Source organism: Ensifer sp. B1-9 (assembly GCF_050474445.1).
In the GTDB taxonomy this organism is placed as follows: domain Bacteria; phylum Pseudomonadota; class Alphaproteobacteria; order Rhizobiales; family Rhizobiaceae; genus Ensifer.
Map to the genome: position 1 here is coordinate 305,170 of NZ_JBCHVG010000003.1, position 15,603 is coordinate 320,772.

Consider the following 15,603-nt stretch of genomic DNA (forward strand, 5'->3'; position numbering starts at 1 on the left):
GCAGACGCGCGGCTTTTCGATATGCGGACGTCCGCTCTGGTCGGCTAAGAACGCCGTTGGCAGGATCGCCCGTTGGCGGAGCATCAGCCGCGCCTTGCCGCTTCGATTGCGGCCACGTCGATTTTCCGCATGTCCATCATGGCCTCGAACGCGCGCTTCGCCTCGCCGCCGCCGGCGGCGAGCGCTTCCGTCAGGACGCGGGGCGTGATCTGCCAGGAGATCCCCCATTTGTCCTTGCACCAGCCGCACGCGCTCTCCTCGCCGCCATTGTTGACGATGGCGTTCCAGTAGCGGTCGGTTTCTTCCTGATCGTCGGTGGCGATCTGGAACGAGAAAGCCTCGTTGTGCTTGAACATCGGTCCCCCGTTGAGGCCGAGACAAGCGACACCGGCAACGGTGAACTCGACCGTCAACACGTCGCCGTCCTTGCCGGACGGATAGTCGCCGGGCGCCCGGTGCACCGCCGTCACCCGACTGTCCGGAAAGACTTCGGCGTAGAAGCGTGCGGCGGCTTCGGCATCCTTGTCGTACCACAGGCAGATCGTGTTCTTTGCCATAAGCTTTGTTCCTTTCGCGTTGAAGACCTGCGGTCCTCTCCATGGGGTCTCCTACGAAATAGGTAGCCTACCGGCTTTCTCCAGCCCGAAAGCGCTCATGGGCTCTGCCAAGCCCGCATCATGACAGCTTCATCGCCTTGCATATTTGCGCGCTCGCGATCGATCGTAGCGCCATCTGGTGGAAAGCCGGGCCGCGATGCCCCGGCAGTCAGCGTCTACGCATGTAGACGATAAGTCCAAGTCCGGCCGTCTACAGAGGCAGCGTCTACCCAGCTACATCCGTGGCACCAACCATGGAGAAACCGACATGCACTCTATCTCTGAACCGATCTTTACCGCGGGCTTTCCGCTTGGCAGTTCCGCAGGACTTGTCACGGCATTCGAATGGCTTGGCCAACCCTATCGCCTTACCCGCGTCGACATGCTCGGGGAAATGCGCACCGAGGCCTATCGGCGGCTGAACGGTCGGGTCGAAACTCCCGTGTTAGTCAGCGAGGAAGGCCGTGTCCTCACCGAAACGATGGCGATCGCGCTGTGGCTGGAGCGGCGGGACCAAGAGCGCCGCATCAGCTTCGCGCCCGGAACGTACGAAGCTGACCGGATGCATCAGTTCATCGCCTTCCTCAACACCGGCTTCACCGGCGCCTTCTTCCCCCTGTGGGTGGCGCTGGAGGCGGAGGAGGCCACGGAGGATTATCGCCAAACGCTCCGCGCCTTCGGTCGCGAATTTGTCGCCAAGCGCCATGCGCAGCTCGAGGCGATGATGGGCGACGGCGACTATCTGCTGGGCGACCGGCCAACGCTCGCCGATGCGGTGTTCGTTGGCGTCGCGCGCTGGGTGGATTTTCACGAGGCGATCGATCCGCAGGACTATGAGCAGAACTACCCGCGCATCCACGCGCTGCGCAAACGTATCGAGGCCGATCCCGCCTTCCGCTTCGCGCTGGCGATCGAGGACGGAAAGTCGGCTGCCGGCAGCGGTTCGATGAAAGGGCTGGTCCCGCTTCAGGACGTGTTGCGCATGACAGGCGCGCTTTGATCCGATGAGGTTGTGCGCCGACGAGCGCGGCGCGCAACCCACGACCGTCAGATATGCCGCGCGAAATCGATGATGGCGTCGCTCACGAGGTCCGGACGTTCCTGCGGCAGCCAATGTCCGCTGCCGGGCACGACGACCTGGTCCAGGAGTTGGGGAACGAGGCCGGGCATTGCGTCGATGATGGCCTGCATTCCTGGGATGCTGAGTCCGGTGTCCCGCTCGCCGACCATGAACAGGGCGGGTACATCGACCTTCATGCCGGCGAGCGACGCTTGCAGTTGCCAGTTGCGATCCAGGTTGCGGTAGTAGTTCAGGCCACCGCGAAAACCGGAGTGGGCGAACGCCTGCGCATAGGCCTCGAGGTCGGCGGCCGTCAGCCAGTCCGGCATTTTATCCGGATCAGGAAGAGCCGCGAGCAGTCCGTCGCGCCGGGAAACCATCCCGAATGGATTTGGCGTCTGATCCCCGGCTTGCCGCGGGCCGGCGTCTCCGGAAGCTGCAAAGAGAATTTTCCTTAGCGTCTGCCGAATGTCCCGCTCCAGTTCCACCTCGGCGACACCGGGTTCCTGGAAGTAGAGCGTGTAAAGCTGTGCCTTATCGGTCTGTGGGAAGATCCGGCTCGGCGGCATGGGCGGAGGTGCCATCATCGGCACACTGATCGCGACCACGCCACGGAAGCGATCTGGCCGCATTTGCGCCGCCTGCCACGCGACCGTGGAGCCCCAGTCGTTGCCGACGATGAGGGCAGTCTCTTCGCCGAGCGCGTCCAAGAGCGCGACCATATCGCCGACGAGATGAAACAGGGTGTATTCATCGATCGCTGCGGGGCACTCCGTGTGCCCATATCCGCGCATATCCGGTGCCACCGCACGAAAGCCGGCTTTGGCCAGTACCGTCAATTGATGACGCCAGGCGCGGGCCGTTTCCGGAAAGCCGTGGCAGAAGAGGACGAGTGGCCCTTCTCCCTGTTCGGCGACATTCATCCGGATCGTTCGCGTCTCGATGGTACGAGCAGGCATTTTCAGTCCTTCCGCTTTTGATGTCATGCCTCGGATGGCGATCTCAGCGCTCCTTGCCGGCCACGTTGTCGCCAGCAGAGCGGCCAATATCGTCCGTCTTCGCATCCCTGGGTCCTTGATTCCGTAATTTTATAAGTTACAGAATCGGGTGAGGTCAAGAATGCGTAACAATTATAGTTACGCTTTAGAGGTGGCATATGAAAAGAGATAGCCGGCTGGCGCGGATGATCCACGTGCTCATCCATATGGGGCTTCTGGGCGGGCGCGAGACTTCGGAAACCATCGCGAAAATGTTGAACACCAATCCGGTGGTCGTGCGCCGCACGATGGCGGCCTTGAAGCGCAACGGCGTGGTGGATTCCGAAGGAGGACGAGGCGGCGGATGGGTTCTGTTGCGGTCGCTGGACGACCTGACGGTCCTTGACATTCAGAAGGCGCTGGATGAAGGCGAGGTCCTGGCCGCCGGCATTTCGGAAGATCACCCCACCTGTCCGGTAGAGCGGGCAGCGAATGCCGCCCTGGTGCAGGCGTTCGACAAGGCGGAAAGCGCTTTGCTGGACGAGTTCGCAAAGCTCAGGCTGTCGATCATTGCCGAACATGCGATATCGGACGAAAAGCAAGGGATCCCGCCCCCGGACGGAAGAGAGGATGACGGGAAACAGCGCTGACGACCCGCGCCTGACATGGGGCGGCAACTTCCCCTTGGTGGCGAAAGGGCTATGCGCTTCGGTTCGTCGAGGAGGCGGTAGCAAGTGCAAAGTCGTCGGGTTGCATGTCGACTTCGAGGCACATCTTCATGGCTTCTATTTTGAAGCCTGCGGCTTCGTTCCCGCCGATGCCGGCCTGATCCGCCTTCGATAGGAGTCGCTAATGCGCCCCCGATCAGGGCTTCCGTTGCGCATTAAAGGTGAGTAAAGAAGGAAGGAATTAAACCGAGCATTTGGCAATTGATGACGTTCCAGCCACGGATGCAGAACAAGATCTCCGGCTTCAAGGTTCTCGGCGGCTTGCACCGCCGGGAATGGAACGGAATCATCGCCGATGTCTGGGAAGTCGAATGCGAGGCGCGGGCGGGAGGCCACTATGTGTCGGATGATCCGCGCATGTTCATCTTGCTCGATGCGCAGGGCGGGAGCCGCTGCAACGTCAAGCTCTCGCCCGGTGGCCCCGGGACCGTGCAGAACTATCGCGAACAGGGGCTTTCATACATCCCGGCCGGCATGGAAATCCGGGCCGATGTCGTCGATGTGCAGTACATCCGCCATCTAGATCTGCACTTCAATCTCGATGTCCTCAGCCGGCGGCTGATGGAAGATCTTGATGTCAGCCGTTGCGACACGCCGCGGCTGATGTTTCACGACGAGCGTTTCCTGCAACTCGCCCGGCTCATCGCCGCGGAGTGCCTCAATCCGCAGCCGCTGCATGATCTCTATGGTGATGGTCTGACCGTCGCGCTGTTCATCGACCTGATGAAGCTCAACCGCGCTGCACCGCGCAAACGCAGTCCACTTGCCGCCTGGCAGATGCGCCGCGTGGCTGACTACATCGAAGAGAATTTCGGCCGCAACATTCGGCTCGAGGAGTTGGCGACGCTGGCGGGACTGTCGCAATCGCATTTCAGCCATGCCTTCAAGGCCTCGACCGGCATGGCGCCGCATCAATGGCAGACGAATGCACGTATCGAGCGAGCCAAGCAACTTTTGCTGAAAAATGACACGTCATTAACGGCCGTAGCCGTCGAGACCGGATTCTCGGACCAGGCGCATTTCACTCGGGTTTTCCGCAAAGTCGTCGGCACCACGCCGGCGCAATGGCGGCGGAGCCGATTGGCCTGAGCAACTCGTCTGGCGCGGGCAGACGATCGCTGTGAATAGCCCAGGATCGTTCAATTTCCGCGGATCGCTCCAAGCGTCGGCATAATAGTTGATATAAACACTCATCTTATCTGAGGTTTGGTTTTTAGTGCTGCATATCGTCCGGGGGATTGGTGCGATGGGCGGCTCAGGGCGATGAAGAGATGATGGTGAGTGGCAGGGCGGCCGGTTTGGCCGAATGGCTGGCAGGCGGGGTAGCCGGCATTGCAATTCTCGCGGCGGGTGCCGCGATCGCGCAGGATGCACCGGCAACCCGGCTGGAAAAGATCGAGGTCCAGGCCGGCGCGACCCAAGACAGCGCGACCGGTCCGGTCGAGGGATATGTCGCCAAGGCGACGACCACCGGTTCGAAGGCGGCAACGCCGATCAGCGAAATTCCCCAATCCGTATCGGTCATTGGCCGCGAGGAGCTGGACGATCGCGGCGTCGTCAACAAGGTCGACGAGGCGCTTCGCTATACGCCGGGCGTGATGGCCGAGCCCTTTGGCGTCGATCCGGACACGGACTGGTTCTATATCCGCGGCTTCGACGCGACGCAGACCGGCGTCTTCCTCGATAGCCTCAACCTCTTCTCCTATGGTTTCGGCGGCTTCCAGATCGATCCCTTCATGCTCGAGCGCGTCGAGGTGCTGAAGGGGCCTTCGTCGGTGCTCTATGGCGGCGCCAATCCCGGCGGCATCGTCAGCCTCATCAGCAAGCGGCCAAGTGATGACACCTCCGCCTATGTGGAGACCGGGATCAACAACAACGGCAATGCCTTCCTCGGCATCGACGTGAACCGGCCGCTGGACGATGCGATCAACTACCGCGTCACCGGCAAGATCTCCGGCGGCGACAACTATGTGGACCATTCGGAAGACCTGCGCGGCTTCATTCTGCCGCAGATCGCCTATCAACCCGACGATGCGACCAGCCTGACGGTTTACGGTCTGCTGCAGGGCCTTGATCAGGTCCACACCGGTGGCGGCTTCCTGCCCTATGTCGGCTCGGTCGTCGACGCGCCTTTCGGGAAGATCGACCGCAAGGCCTTCTTCGGCGAACCGGGGATCGATACCGGCACCTATGTCCAGCAGATGCTTGGCTACGAGTTCAGGCACGAGTTCGACAGCGGCTGGCAGTTTAGCCAGAACCTGCGCTACGGCCACCTCTACAAGCATGAGAATGGCCCGTATACCTACGGCTATTATGATCCGAGCCTGCCGTTCCCGGTTTCGCCGGTGCCGGCCACGCCCGACAATCTGCTCTATCGCCTGGGCTTCGAGGCGACCTCCAAGGTCGATGCGTTCAGCGCCGACAATCGCCTCGAGGGAGAATTCGAGACCGGCGCCCTCGATCACACGCTGCTGGTCGGGCTGGACTACAAGCTCTTCCGCCTGGACCACGTTCAGGCTTCGTCGGCGGGAACGCCGATCAGCGCCACGGATCCGGTCTACGGCGCATCGCAGCCGGCCAACGCCATCTATATCAACCAAGTGATCACCCAGCAGCAGCTGGGCGTCTACGCACAGGACCAGATCCGCTTCGGCGACGGTTGGCTCGTCACGCTCAATGGCCGCTATGACTATGTCGACACCCGGACCGACAATGGGCCCACCTTCTGGGCTCCGACGCAGAATTCGACCTTCGATTACAGCGAAGGCGCTGCCAGCGGCCGCGCCGGGCTTGCCTATGAATTCGACAATGGCCTGACCCCCTATGTCAGCGTTGCCACCTTCTTCAATCCGATCGTGGCGGTGACGGCGACCGGCAACACCAAACCCGAGGAAGGTGAACAGTTCGAAGCCGGCGTCAAATACGAGCCGACCTTCTTCGACGGTGTGCTGACCGCGTCTGTCTATCAGCTGACGAAACGCAACGCGCTGGTGACCGACCCGCTGACGAGTATTTCCACCCAGACCGGCGAAGTGCGCTCCCGCGGCATCGAACTCGAGGGCAAGGTCAATCTCAACGAGAGCTGGAAGGTGATCGCCGGCCTCGATTTCATGGATATCGAGGTGACCGACGACGCAAACCGGGCACTGGTCGGCAAGTCGCCTTATCTCGTCCCCGATGCGCAGGCCTCGCTATGGATCGACTACACCGTGCAGCAGGGCGCGTTCGAGGGCGTCAGCCTCGGTGCCGGTGTTCGCTATCGCGGTGAAAGCTGGGCGGACAAGGAGAACACGGCGAAGGTGCCGTCCTCGACGGTCTTCGATGCCGGACTGCGCTATGAGAAGGACGGCTGGGGTGCCGCTCTGAACGTCACCAACCTGTTCGACAAGGAATATGTGAGCGGTTGCAGCGGTGTCCTTGTCTGCGGTTACGGCGACGCCCGGACCGTCACGTTCAAGCTGAGCAAGAAATGGTAATCTCCGACTAGCCCACTTTCCTCTCTGGCCGCTCTTGGATGCGAAGACGGACGAGACCCGCAAGCAGGTTTCGCCGCAACCCATTTGACAAACGCATAGCCAATTGACTATACGTCATTCATAGTCAATTGGGTATGAGACATGTCGCAGTTACAGGACGCGGTCTTTCGGGCACTCGCAGATCCCACACGTCGTGGGCTCTTCGAGCGTCTCTGCCGCCAGGGCGATACGACCGTCGTCGGCTTGCTGGCCGATGCCGGCGTTTCGCAGCCGGTCGTGTCCAAACATCTGAAGATCCTGAAAGCTGCAGGGCTCGTGCGCGACCGGCATGAAGGCCGCTACACCTATTACAGTGCCCGGCGCGAAGCGCTCGGGACCCTGGTTGACTGGACGACGGAGATGGCCGGCTTCTGGCAGGACCGCTTCGACGATCTCGATGATCTACTAAAGAGAATGGACCAATGATCGAAACAACCGAAACTACCCGCGCTGTCGTCGTCGAACGCAATTTTCCCTATCCGCCAGAGAAGATCTGGCGCGCGCTGACACAACCGCATCTGATCGCCGAATGGCTGATGCGGAACGATTTCATCCCTGAGGTCGGCCGTCGCTTTACCCTCTCCGCCGATTGGGGGCAGGTCGATTGCGAGGTTCAGACGATCGAGGCGAACCGCGAGCTCGCCTATCGCTGGGATACCAAGGATCTCACCAGCGTCGTTACGTGGACCCTTGCCGCCGCCGATGGCGGCACGAACCTGCGCATGGAGCAGCGCGGCTTCCGGGCGGACCAGAAGGCTTATTTTCAGGGTGCGACCGTCGGATGGCCGCGGTTCATCACCCAGCTGGCAGAGGTCGTCGCGAAACTCGACTGACCATCGCTTGGCTTCAGAACCGCTTTTCACAATCAAGGTGCCAGAATGACCTCTCTCATCCGGACAATCCATCGATGGGCGTCGCTGCTGTTCTCCCTGGCCGTTGCTGCGATCTTTGCCGGCATGGCTTTGGTGGTGCTCCCCGAATGGGTCTACTACCTGCCTCTGCCGCCGCTGGCCGTGCTTCTGCCGACGGGGCTCTATCTCTTCGCATTACCCTATCTGAGCAAGCCGCGAGATAGGGTTCAGGCGGCCGAGTAAGGGCGTCGCGGCTGGCGGCATCAGTCGACGTCCTTCCCATCGACGCGCAACAGCCACGGGCCGAGACACCCGGTTCTCAGCATGATGAATGGCCTGCGCGTGCGCGATCCGATCCCCATCGTCGGACGAGGGTGGCCGCCCGCGTCCGACGGTTCTTTTCCTCAAGGAACCGAAGGCCGTCATAAGACAAGCGCGTGCGGCAATCCCCTATCCTCGAGGCGGGCTTCGGGGTCGCATAGAATTCGATTGAGAATTAAGTCTATGCAATGCATAGAATTTTCAATCGCATTCACGATATCGCCCCGAGGTCGCTCATGCCCATCGCAAGTCTTGCCATGTACGTCAGCCCGGCGCCGCTGAAAGACGCGACGCGGCTGTTCTGGGAGGCGCTGGCGCATCGCCTTCGTGCCGTGGGGCTCGATGCGCCCGCGGCACTGCAGGAGGACATACGTTATGACGAGGCCTGGCTTCGTCCCGATCTGTTGTTCGGCCAGACCTGCGGCTATCCCTATGTCCAGCGGCTGCGCGGTCAGGTGCAACTGGTGGCGACGCCGGTCTACGGACTGCCGGGCTGCGATGGTCCGCTCAAATGCAGTTTCATCATCGTCAATGCTGAATCCTCTGCGCGTTCGGTCGAGGATTTGCGGGGTGCTCGCGCGGCGATCAACGATCCCGGCAGCAATTCCGGCTACAACCTCTTTCGCGCCTTTGTGGCGCCCCATGCGATCGGCGGCCGGTTTTTCTCGTCGGTGCTGGAAACCGGCGGCCATGTTGCGAGCATCGACGCGGTTTCGAGCGGGATCGCCGATATCGCCGCGATCGACTGCGTGACCTTCGGCAATACCTTGCGCTTCGACCCGGATCGCGTCGCCGGCGTGCGCATCCTGGCGGAAACGAAAAAAGGTCCGGGATTGCCGTTCATCACCGCCGTATCGACGCCGGCAAGGGATCTTGTGCTGCTGCGCCGCATGCTTGCGGAAACCATCGCCGATCCGGCCCTTGCCGAGATCTGCGACACGCTTTCGCTGCGCGGCGTCAGCCTGCTGGCAGACGGCGACTATGAGGCTTTGGCCGCGCTTGACCGCGATGCTGCCGGCCGCGGGTACCCGACGATCGCCTGACGGTTCATCAACCGCGATTCATCCCGACGAGCATGAGCAAGACTGGCAGAGTAGAATATAAATTACATAGAATAAATATTTTGTGACTGTGGCGTTTGGCGCAAGCACTTTTCCCCTTTGCGTGGCTTCGCCGCAATGCCATGCGGCGCGTTCCCGTTGGCCGGCTTTTTATATTGGCGATTGAAATCGATCGCTTTTTCCGGCCGGAGACCCGATGTCGACTGACGCGCTGCCCCAACAATCGAGCCTATCTGCAATCGCCCGCGTCGAATGGCAGACCGTTGCCCTGACCCTCGTCATCTATGGTGGCTTTCTCGCTCTGACCTGGTTCTGGCAATCGCTTCCTGTTGCCGTCGTGATTGGCCTTGGCGGCTGGCTCATTGCCTGGCACGGATCGCTGCAGCACGAGGTCATTCACGGGCATCCGACGCGCAATCAGCACGTCAACGATGCGATCGGATGGCCGCCGCTCTCCCTTTGGTTGCCCTATGCGATCTATCGCGAAGGGCATCTCGTCCACCATCGCGACGAACATCTGACGGATCCGATAGAGGATCCGGAGTCCTCCTATTTCACCCGGACTGCCTGGGAAGGCATGGGCAAAGTGGGACGGAAACTTGCCGAGTGGAACACGACCTTGCTCGGCCGGCTGACGCTCGGCCCGCTGGTCATGATCCTGAGCTTCCTCGCGCAGGAGGCGGTCCTGATCGCGCGGGGTGACTGCGCGCGGATAAGGATCTGGCGTGCGCACGCGGCAGGCGTTGCCGTCGTGCTCGTCTGGATTGTCGCGGTTTGCGGCCTGCCGCTCTGGCTCTATCTTTTCGGCTTCGTCTATGTCGGTGCCGCGCTGACGAGGCTTCGTTCCTATGCTGAACATCGTTACGCCGGCCATCACGACGAGCGGACGGCGATCGTCGAAGGCACGCCGCTCTTCGGTCTCCTGTTTCTCTACAACAATCTGCATGTGCTGCATCACCAGCGGCCGGGCATTCCCTGGTATCAGATTCCGGGCCTTTATCGCCGGCACAGAGTTGCGCTGCTGACGATCAATGGTGGCCTCGTCTATCGCGGCTATCTCGACGTGGCGCGCCGATTTCTCCTGAAGCCGCACGACGATCCGCGCCATCCGCAGCATCCGTAGCTCAGGAAGCGAACGGAACGAAGCCACGAGGCCCGGAGGTGAAAACTCTAGGCGCCCTGCCCGTAGCGTGCCCGGTGATGGGCGACGAAGGCGCGCAAGGCCGCAGAGTTTTTCGGCCTTGCAGGCGGCGACCAATTCAACCCGGCTTTGGCGCCAAGGCGCGGCTGATCGGCAATTGACATGAGTCAATGCAGCAACCGAGTCCTTCAGGCCTGTTCTAGCGACGACCCTTTTGCGCCGCCGTGTGCAGCCAGCGGGTCTGCCTATTACCGGTTGTGTTTGCGCGGCCGCGGGCTATTGTCGTGGCATGTGTTGAAGGTGGGACGCTGAAATGGAAAAAGCCCGGAAGAATTGGTTCTTGGTCGGTCTGGTCGTCCTGGCGCTCGCGGGCGGTTACTATGCCTGGCAGAACTTGGATCGCAATGCGCTGCCTGCCGGGATCGCGAGCGGTAACGGACGCATCGAGGCCGTCGAGATCGATATCTCGACCAAGACCGCGGGACGGATCAAGGAGATCCTGGTGGACGAGGGTGACTTCGTCATTGCCGGCCAGGTGCTCGCCCAGATGGACACCGCGCAGTTGGAAGCGCACAAGCGGCAGGCCGAAGCGCAGCAGCATCGTGCGATTATCGGCGTCGAGGCGGCGAAGAACCTGGTCACGCAGCGCGAAGCGGAAAAGGCGGCGGCGGAAGCCGTGCTGGCGCAGCGGCGAGCGCAACTGGACGCTGCCGAACGACGGCTCGCCCGGTCCGAGCAACTCGTTAGGACGAGCACCGTTTCGCAGCAGGTGCTCGACGACGACCGAGCCACTGCCGAGGGTGCCAGAGCGGCAGCCAGTGCTGCCGAGGCGTCGCTCGCCGCGTCAAATGCTGCGATCAATTCGGCGAAGTCCCAGGTCGTCGATGCCGAAGCCTCGGTCGAGGCGGCCAAGGCCTCGGTCGAAAGCATCATCGCCGACATCAACGACAGCACCCTGGTCTCGCCGCGCGACGGCCGTATTCAGTATCGTGTGGTCCAGCCGGGCGAAGTGCTAGCGGCCGGCGGCCGCGTGCTCAATCTCGTCGATCTCGGTGATGTCTACATGACGTTCTTCCTGCCGACGGATCAGGCTGGACGCCTGTCGATCGGCAGCGAGGTCCGGCTCGTCCTGGACGCCGCGCCGCAATACATCATTCCCGCCAGGGTCTCCTATGTCGCCGACGTCGCGCAGTTCACGCCGAAGACGGTGGAAACGGCTGAGGAGCGGCAGAAGCTGACCTTCCGCATCAAGGCGCAGATTCCGAAGGAACTCCTGAAGAAATACATCCGCATGGTGAAAACCGGTCTTCCGGGCGTCGCCTATGTGAAGGTCGACCCGAATGCGGAGTGGCCGGCGAGCCAGACCGGCACGCTGGTGCAGTGATGGCTGGTTCCGACAGGGCCGGCCTGCCGCCGACAGAGCCCGTGGTTCGCTTGCGCGCAGTCACGCTTTCCTATGGCAAGACGAAGGCGCTGAACGACGTGACGCTCGACATCCCGTCCGGCTGCATGGCCGGGCTGATCGGTCCGGACGGCGTTGGGAAATCCAGCCTGCTGTCTCTCGTCGCCGGCGCACGCGCCGTGCAGGCGGGGCGCGTCGAGGTGCTTGGCGGCGACATTGCCGATCCCGGTCATCGGCGCCGGACCTGCCCGCGCATCGCCTATATGCCGCAGGGTCTCGGCAAGAACCTCTATCCGACACTTTCCGTTTTCGAGAATGTCGATTTCTTCGGCCGGCTCTTCGGTCACGATCGCAAGGAACGCGAGCGGCGGATTGTCAGCCTGCTCGAAAGCACCGGCCTTGCCCCTTTCGCCGAGCGCCCTGCGGGCAAGCTCTCCGGCGGCATGAAACAGAAGCTCGGGCTTTGCTGTGCGCTGATCCATGACCCCGATCTCCTGATCCTCGACGAGCCGACGACCGGCGTGGATCCCCTGTCGCGGCGACAGTTCTGGGAGCTGATCGACGACATTCGCGCCGAGCGGCCGGGCATGAGCGTTATCGTCGCGACCGCCTATATGGAAGAAGCCGCCCGCTTTGACTGGCTGGTTGCGATGGATGCGGGCCGGGTGCTGGCAACGGGCACACCCGAGCAACTGCTTGAAAAGACCGGTGTCGGCACGCTCGATTCCGCCTTCATTGCGCTGCTTCCCGAGGAGATCAGGCGCGAGCACCACGACGTCGTCATTCCGCCGCGCCCGGAAGGCGCAAGCGACGACATCGCCATCGAGGCGAGCAACCTTACCATGCGCTTTGGCGATTTCGTCGCCGTCGACAATGTCAGTTTCCGCATCGGGCGCGGCGAGATCTTCGGCTTCCTCGGCTCCAACGGCTGCGGCAAGACGACGACGATGAAGATGCTGACTGGCCTGTTGGCCGCCAGCGAAGGGATGGCAAAGCTCTTCGGACGCGAGGTCGACCCGCGCGACATGGAGGTACGCCACCGCGTCGGTTACATGTCGCAGGCCTTTTCGCTCTATACCGAGCTCACGGTCCTGCAGAACCTGGAACTACATGCCAGGCTGTTCGGCATGGAGGCGGAGAACATTCCGAAACGGATCGAGGAACTGGCGAAACGCTTCGATCTCTCTGATGTCATGGAGGTCCTGCCGGACGCCTTGCCGCTCGGTGTGCGCCAACGGCTCTCGCTTGCGGTGGCTCTGATCCATTCACCGGATATCCTCATTCTCGACGAGCCAACGTCCGGCGTCGATCCCGTGGCGCGCGACAGTTTCTGGCAGATCCTCGTCGATCTCTCCCGCAACGACCAGGTGACGATCTTCATCTCGACCCACTTCATGAACGAGGCGATGCGCTGCGATCGCATGTCGCTGATGCATGCGGGCAAGGTGCTCGTCAGCGACACGCCGGCCGGCATCATGAAAAGCCGTTCCGCCTCGACCCTGGAGGAGGCTTTCATCGCCTATCTGGAAGAGGCGATCGCCGGGGCAAAGCAGCCGGCTCCCGCAGTGGTCAGGGCCACGACGCCGGCGGAGCCGGCCGCCGGACGATCGGCCGAGGCCACGCGGCCTCCGAAATCAGAGTTTTTCGACGTCGGGCGCATGTTCAGCTACACCCGCCGCGAGGCGCTGGAACTGGTGCGCGATCCCATCCGCGCAACGCTCGCCACGATCGGCACGGTCATCCTGATGTTCGTCATCGGCTACGGCATCAACATGGATGTCGAGGACCTGACCTTCGCGGTGCTCGACCGCGACCAGACGACGACCAGCCGCGACTACATTCTCGAGATTGCCGGCTCGCGCTACTTCATTGAGAAGGATCCGATCACCGACTATGCCGATCTCGACCGGCGCATGCGCAACGGCGAACTGAGCCTGGCGATCGAGATTCCACCCGGTTTCGCCCGGGATGCGGCGCGCGGCGATACGGTGGAGATCGCGGCCTGGATCGATGGCGCGATGGCGAGCCGTGCCGAAACGGTCAAGGGTTACGTCCAGGGGCTGCACGCCCATTGGCTGACCGGCAAGATCCGCGAACGCTATGGGGCCGCCGCAACCACCGGCAGCTTCAGGATTGAGACGCGCTTCCGCTACAATCCCGACGTCAAGAGCATCGTCGCCATGGTACCGGCGGTCATCCCGCTCCTGCTAATGCTGATCCCGGCGATGTTGTCGGCGCTCAGCGTCGTGCGCGAGAAGGAACTGGGGTCGATCGTCAATCTCTATGTCTCGCCGGTCACCCGGCTCGAATTCCTGATCGGCAAGCAGATCCCCTATATTGCCCTGGCGATGCTCAATTTCGTGTTGCTGACGGCCTTCGCGATTTTCGTCTTCCGGGTGCCCTTTACCGGCAGCCTGCTTGCCTGGACGGCCGCCGGGCTGATCTATGTCTCGGCGGCGACGGCCATGGGGCTCGTCATCTCGACCTTCATGTCGAGCCAGATCGCCGCGATCTTCGGCACGGCGATCCTGACGCTCATTCCGGCGATCCAGTATTCCGGCATGATCGACCCGGTCTCTTCGCTCGAAGGCGCGGGGGCCTTCATCGGCCAGATCTATCCGACCACCCATTTCATGACGATCGCCCGCGGTACCTTTTCCAAGGCTCTGGGCTTCGGTGATCTCGGCGGCGCCTTCGTGCCGATGCTGATCGCGGTGCCCGTGCTGCTTGCGGTAGGCACGTTCTTCCTCAAGAAGCAGGCGAGGTGACGATGCGCCTGTCCCATATCTATCATCTCGGCATCAAGGAACTCTGGGGGCTCTGGCGCGATCCGATCCTGTTGATCCTGATCGTCTATTCCTTCACGCTGTCGGTCTATACGGGCTCGACCGCAATGCCTGAAACATTGAACCGCGCGGCGATCGCCATCGTCGACGAGGACCGATCGCCGGTTTCGACGCGCATCTCGACCGCTTTCTATCCGCCCTATTTCGTGCCGCCGCAGATGATCACGCCGGCGGAAATGGACCGCCGCATGGACCAGGGGCTCGATACTTTCGCGCTCGACATTCCGCCGAATTTCCAGACGGATCTCTTGGCCGGCCGCTCGCCGACGATCCAGCTCAATGTCGATGCGACACGCATGAGCCAGGCCTTTTCCGGCAATGGCTATATCCAGCAGATCGTAACCGGCGAGGTCTCGGGTTTCCTTGACCGACACCGCAGCGAGACGCCGCTGCCGGTCGATCTTGTCCTGCGCGCGCGCTTCAACGCCGAACTCAACAAGGGTTGGTTCGGCGCGGTTATGAACGTCATCACCAACATCACCATCCTGTCGATCGTGCTGACGGGCGCGGCGCTCATCCGCGAGCGCGAGCACGGAACGGTGGAGCATCTTTTGGTCATGCCCGTGACCCCGTTCGAAATCATGGTCAGCAAGGTCTGGTCGATGGGGCTCGTGGTGCTGCTCGCCTCAGCGGTCTCGCTCATCTTCGTCGTCAAGGGCGCGCTCGCCGTTCCGGTACAGGGTTCGTTCGCCCTGTTCCTGCTGGCAACAGCCCTGCAGCTCTTCGCGACCACGTCGATGGGCATCCTGCTTGCAACGATCGCCGGCTCCATGCCGCAGTTCGGCCTGCTGCTGATGCTGGTGCTTCTGCCGCTCCAGGCTCTGTCCGGCGGCATGACGCCGCGCGAAAGCATGCCCGAGATCATCCAGAACATCATGCTGGCGGCGCCGAACACGCACTTCGTCATTCTGGCGCAGGCGGTTCTTTTTCGCGATGCCGGTCTGGACGTGGTCTGGCCGCAGCTTCTTGCCCTGCTGGTGATCGGTGCGATCCTGTTTGCCTTCGCCATGCGACGCTTTCGGGCGTTTCTGAAATAGACGCCGCAGATGGCTGCTGATCGGAAGGCGATGCCGACCGATCGACGCTTGATCGCTGCTTTCCATGC

At 62.0% G+C, this 15,603-nt stretch carries 14 protein-coding genes; 12 read left to right on the top strand and 2 right to left on the bottom strand.

Annotated elements, in window-relative coordinates:
- Nucleotides 1-83 precede the first annotated feature (83 nt).
- The gene (locus ACQ5BM_RS07175) at nucleotides 84-557 is read right to left on the bottom strand and encodes a VOC family protein (RefSeq protein WP_429809587.1); all 474 of its coding nucleotides are present in this window, start codon (nucleotides 555-557) and stop codon (nucleotides 84-86) included.
- Nucleotides 558-864: 307 nt separating this feature from the next.
- On the opposite strand from ACQ5BM_RS07175, the gene ACQ5BM_RS07180 reads away from it, so the two are divergent.
- Entirely contained in the window at nucleotides 865-1,596 is a 732-nt protein-coding gene (locus ACQ5BM_RS07180; RefSeq protein WP_429809588.1) for a glutathione S-transferase family protein, read from the top strand.
- Nucleotides 1,597-1,643: 47 nt separating this feature from the next.
- On the opposite strand, the gene ACQ5BM_RS07185 is transcribed toward ACQ5BM_RS07180, so the two are convergent.
- On the bottom strand, nucleotides 1,644-2,615 hold the full coding sequence (locus tag ACQ5BM_RS07185; RefSeq protein WP_429809590.1) for an alpha/beta fold hydrolase: 972 nt from the start codon (nucleotides 2,613-2,615) through the stop codon (nucleotides 1,644-1,646).
- 197 nt (nucleotides 2,616-2,812) lie between these two features.
- On the opposite strand from ACQ5BM_RS07185, the gene ACQ5BM_RS07190 reads away from it, so the two are divergent.
- From ACQ5BM_RS07190 to ACQ5BM_RS07240, 11 genes are all read left to right on the top strand, one after another.
- Nucleotides 2,813-3,283 carry an Rrf2 family transcriptional regulator gene (locus ACQ5BM_RS07190; RefSeq protein ID WP_429809592.1) on the top strand — a complete coding sequence of 157 codons (471 nt, stop codon included), beginning with the start codon at nucleotides 2,813-2,815 and terminating at the stop codon, nucleotides 3,281-3,283.
- 282 nt (nucleotides 3,284-3,565) lie between these two features.
- The gene (locus ACQ5BM_RS07195; protein WP_429809594.1) at nucleotides 3,566-4,450 is read left to right on the top strand and encodes a helix-turn-helix domain-containing protein; all 885 of its coding nucleotides are present in this window, start codon (nucleotides 3,566-3,568) and stop codon (nucleotides 4,448-4,450) included.
- A 182-nt stretch (nucleotides 4,451-4,632) separates the two neighbouring features.
- Nucleotides 4,633-6,837, top strand: a complete 2,205-nt coding sequence (locus ACQ5BM_RS07200; RefSeq protein ID WP_429809596.1) for a TonB-dependent siderophore receptor — start codon at nucleotides 4,633-4,635, stop codon at nucleotides 6,835-6,837.
- 141 nt (nucleotides 6,838-6,978) lie between these two features.
- A complete protein-coding gene (locus tag ACQ5BM_RS07205) occupies nucleotides 6,979-7,302 on the top strand; it encodes an ArsR/SmtB family transcription factor (RefSeq protein ID WP_429809598.1) in 324 nt (107 codons plus the stop codon).
- Nucleotides 7,299-7,709, top strand: coding sequence for an SRPBCC family protein (locus tag ACQ5BM_RS07210; RefSeq protein ID WP_429809600.1), 411 nt, complete (start codon nucleotides 7,299-7,301; stop codon nucleotides 7,707-7,709). Before ACQ5BM_RS07205 ends, ACQ5BM_RS07210 begins: the two co-directional genes overlap by 4 nt.
- Before the next feature lie 45 nt (nucleotides 7,710-7,754).
- Complete coding sequence (locus tag ACQ5BM_RS07215; RefSeq protein WP_429809601.1) at nucleotides 7,755-7,970, top strand: hypothetical protein; 216 nt, start codon at nucleotides 7,755-7,757, stop codon at nucleotides 7,968-7,970.
- A gap of 314 nt (nucleotides 7,971-8,284) precedes the next feature.
- Complete coding sequence (locus ACQ5BM_RS07220; protein ID WP_429809602.1) at nucleotides 8,285-9,091, top strand: phosphate/phosphite/phosphonate ABC transporter substrate-binding protein; 807 nt, start codon at nucleotides 8,285-8,287, stop codon at nucleotides 9,089-9,091.
- 214 nt (nucleotides 9,092-9,305) lie between these two features.
- Nucleotides 9,306-10,232 (top strand): fatty acid desaturase, encoded by a 927-nt coding sequence (locus tag ACQ5BM_RS07225; protein ID WP_429809604.1) that lies wholly within the window; start codon nucleotides 9,306-9,308, stop codon nucleotides 10,230-10,232.
- Between the two features lie 331 nt (nucleotides 10,233-10,563).
- Nucleotides 10,564-11,634, top strand: a complete 1,071-nt coding sequence (locus tag ACQ5BM_RS07230; protein WP_429809606.1) for an HlyD family secretion protein — start codon at nucleotides 10,564-10,566, stop codon at nucleotides 11,632-11,634.
- The gene (rbbA, locus tag ACQ5BM_RS07235; RefSeq protein WP_429809608.1) at nucleotides 11,634-14,420 is read left to right on the top strand and encodes a ribosome-associated ATPase/putative transporter RbbA; all 2,787 of its coding nucleotides are present in this window, start codon (nucleotides 11,634-11,636) and stop codon (nucleotides 14,418-14,420) included. The genes ACQ5BM_RS07230 and rbbA overlap by 1 nt, the downstream gene beginning before the upstream one ends.
- Nucleotides 14,421-14,422: 2 nt before the next feature.
- The gene (locus ACQ5BM_RS07240) at nucleotides 14,423-15,535 is read left to right on the top strand and encodes an ABC transporter permease (protein ID WP_429809610.1); all 1,113 of its coding nucleotides are present in this window, start codon (nucleotides 14,423-14,425) and stop codon (nucleotides 15,533-15,535) included.
- Nucleotides 15,536-15,603 lie beyond the last annotated feature (68 nt).

What these genes read in the sequence shown, in the direction of transcription:
- ACQ5BM_RS07190 (WP_429809592.1), top strand. Translation starts at nt 2,813, where the DNA reads ATGAAAAGAGATAGCCGGCTGGCGCGGATGATCCACGTGCTCATCCAT.
- ACQ5BM_RS07215 (WP_429809601.1), top strand. Translation starts at nt 7,755, where the DNA reads ATGACCTCTCTCATCCGGACAATCCATCGATGGGCGTCGCTGCTGTTC.
- ACQ5BM_RS07205 (WP_429809598.1), top strand. Translation starts at nt 6,979, where the DNA reads ATGTCGCAGTTACAGGACGCGGTCTTTCGGGCACTCGCAGATCCCACA.
- rbbA (WP_429809608.1), top strand. Translation starts at nt 11,634, where the DNA reads ATGGCTGGTTCCGACAGGGCCGGCCTGCCGCCGACAGAGCCCGTGGTT.
- ACQ5BM_RS07225 (WP_429809604.1), top strand. Translation starts at nt 9,306, where the DNA reads ATGTCGACTGACGCGCTGCCCCAACAATCGAGCCTATCTGCAATCGCC.
- ACQ5BM_RS07210 (WP_429809600.1), top strand. Translation starts at nt 7,299, where the DNA reads ATGATCGAAACAACCGAAACTACCCGCGCTGTCGTCGTCGAACGCAAT.
- ACQ5BM_RS07175 (WP_429809587.1), bottom strand. Translation starts at nt 557, where the DNA reads ATGGCAAAGAACACGATCTGCCTGTGGTACGACAAGGATGCCGAAGCC.
- ACQ5BM_RS07200 (WP_429809596.1), top strand. Translation starts at nt 4,633, where the DNA reads ATGATGGTGAGTGGCAGGGCGGCCGGTTTGGCCGAATGGCTGGCAGGC.
- ACQ5BM_RS07240 (WP_429809610.1), top strand. Translation starts at nt 14,423, where the DNA reads ATGCGCCTGTCCCATATCTATCATCTCGGCATCAAGGAACTCTGGGGG.
- ACQ5BM_RS07185 (WP_429809590.1), bottom strand. Translation starts at nt 2,615, where the DNA reads ATGCCTGCTCGTACCATCGAGACGCGAACGATCCGGATGAATGTCGCC.
- ACQ5BM_RS07230 (WP_429809606.1), top strand. Translation starts at nt 10,564, where the DNA reads ATGGAAAAAGCCCGGAAGAATTGGTTCTTGGTCGGTCTGGTCGTCCTG.
- ACQ5BM_RS07195 (WP_429809594.1), top strand. Translation starts at nt 3,566, where the DNA reads ATGACGTTCCAGCCACGGATGCAGAACAAGATCTCCGGCTTCAAGGTT.
- ACQ5BM_RS07220 (WP_429809602.1), top strand. Translation starts at nt 8,285, where the DNA reads ATGCCCATCGCAAGTCTTGCCATGTACGTCAGCCCGGCGCCGCTGAAA.
- ACQ5BM_RS07180 (WP_429809588.1), top strand. Translation starts at nt 865, where the DNA reads ATGCACTCTATCTCTGAACCGATCTTTACCGCGGGCTTTCCGCTTGGC.